This is a genomic window from Limnospira sp. PMC 289.06, from assembly GCF_032350395.1.
GTDB classification, from domain to species: Bacteria; Cyanobacteriota; Cyanobacteriia; order Cyanobacteriales; family Microcoleaceae; genus Limnospira; species Limnospira platensis.
Genome location: NZ_JARPLC010000273.1, coordinates 1 through 1,737 on the forward strand (window position 1 = coordinate 1; position 1,737 = coordinate 1,737).

Sequence of the window (1,737 nt, forward strand, 5' to 3'; positions counted from 1 at the left end):
GATTGCTGTATTGAATTTTCGAGGTACTTATCCGGCAGTTGTTTTTCTACCGTGTTCATAATATGACACACTCGGTTAAGGTTTGTAAAGGGGTTGAGCCACACTTATTCTCATGGCTGCTATCAGTAGGGCTTATCATGGCTGTAGTCCCAGGCGGCTATGGGTGGCTGGGGATATAATCGTGAGCAACTCGGAAATACGAGAGAGGGGGGAACGGAAAATGTCAGTAACTCACTGCCAATACTAGCCCCGAAACTGCTACGGAAACGGACTGGGAACCCTCCATGCCGCCGACAGATTTGATTTTTGATGATGGAGAGCCTTTAGAAAGTAACCGTCACCGCATTGCCATCAACGTCCTGATCCGGTCATGGCAACAGGCTGGGAGCGATCGCCACTCTATGAACTGTTAACTACCGATGTGGGGAACGATAGAAGGGACGTTTAACCACTGTTGCCGGGTAGATTTTATTACGGATTTCTACTTCTACTTGGCGGCCGATTTTGGCTAATTCTACCGGAACATAGGCTAAGGCGATCGCCTTTTCCAGGGTAGGGGACATTGTGCCGCTGGTAATTTCTCCCACAACCTCGCCGCCAGCCTTCACAGGATAACCGTGGCGGGCAATATATCGCCCCTGCATTTCTAACCCCACTAACCGCCTCGATAAACCCCCTGATTTTTGCGATTCTAGGGACTCACGGCCGATAAAGTCTCCCTTCTCATCCCAATGGATTAACCAGCCTAAACCGGCCTCTAAAGGGGTGGTATGGGTATCAATATCTTGCCCATACAAAGCCATTGCCGCTTCTAAACGCAGGGTATCTCTAGCGCCCAAACCACAGGGAGTTGCCCCCACTTCTATTAAGTGTCGAAATAAATTTACTCCGGTGTGGGGATTTACCATTACCTCAAACCCATCCTCTCCGGTGTATCCGGTGCGGGCGATAAATGCAGGTTTTCCTAATAGGGTGGTTTCTATATGTCCAAAATTGGCAACTGCTGATAAGTCGGCTTCTACTAGGGGTCCAAGGACGGCTTCCGCTTGAGGTCCCTGGACTGCAATTAATACCTGGCTGCGAGATAGGTCTTCTAGGGCGACTCCGGTTCCTTCCAAATGGGCGACAACCCAAGCCTTATCTCTGGACTTGGTGGCTGCATTAACAATCATCATTCCCCGCTGGTTTCCTGTGGCTGGGTCTAAGCCTTGGTAGTAAAAAATGACATCATCCAATATGCCGCCACTGCTATTTAATAGGACTGTATATTGGGCTTGACCGGGTTGTAGACGACTGAGACTAGAGGGAAATAGGGGTTCGAGGGCATTGATTAGCTGTTCACCTTGGAGGGAAAATTTGCCCATGTGGGAGATGTCAAATAGTCCCACTTGCGATCGCACTGCTTGATGTTCTTGGGTAATACCGGAATACTGAACCGCCATTTCCCAGCCTGAAAATGGAACCATCCGGCCTTTGAGTTCAACGGATAGGTCATATAGAGGGGTGCGAGTCAGGGTTGGTTTCATTGCCGGAGTCTAACGGTAATGGGATAAGTATTTATTTTAAGGCAAACTTTCACAACTGCGATCGCCTCCCTGGAAACTCTCCTTTCGCCTGCATTGCCTTGAAACCCTTATCCTGACAGCGATAGCGGGTTATTACTCAACCCCTATATCCTATCGAGTTACTCAAATGTTACTCACAATCTAGTCCTAGCACAGGAAAATAATTCTGTCA

The 1,737-nt window shown here is 48.6% G+C and carries 1 protein-coding gene and 1 pseudogene; one reads left to right on the top strand and one right to left on the bottom strand.

Features of this window, described 5'->3' with window-relative positions; translation table 11 throughout:
• Nucleotides 1-284: 284 nt before the first annotated feature.
• Nucleotides 285-398 (top strand): annotated as a pseudogene (locus P5674_RS24410) (Uma2 family endonuclease); the annotation flags it as partial.
• A 15-nt stretch (nt 399-413) separates the two neighbouring features.
• On the opposite strand, the gene gcvT reads toward P5674_RS24410, so the two are convergent.
• Nucleotides 414-1,526 carry a glycine cleavage system aminomethyltransferase GcvT gene (gene gcvT / locus P5674_RS24415; RefSeq protein WP_006615988.1) on the bottom strand — a complete coding sequence of 371 codons (1,113 nt, stop codon included), beginning with the start codon at nt 1,524-1,526 and terminating at the stop codon, nt 414-416.
• Between the last annotated feature and the right edge of the window lie 211 nt (nt 1,527-1,737).

Coding starts and splice junctions, on each gene's coding strand:
- gcvT (WP_006615988.1), bottom strand. CDS start 1,526: ATGAAACCAACCCTGACTCGCACCCCTCTATATGACCTATCCGTTGAA.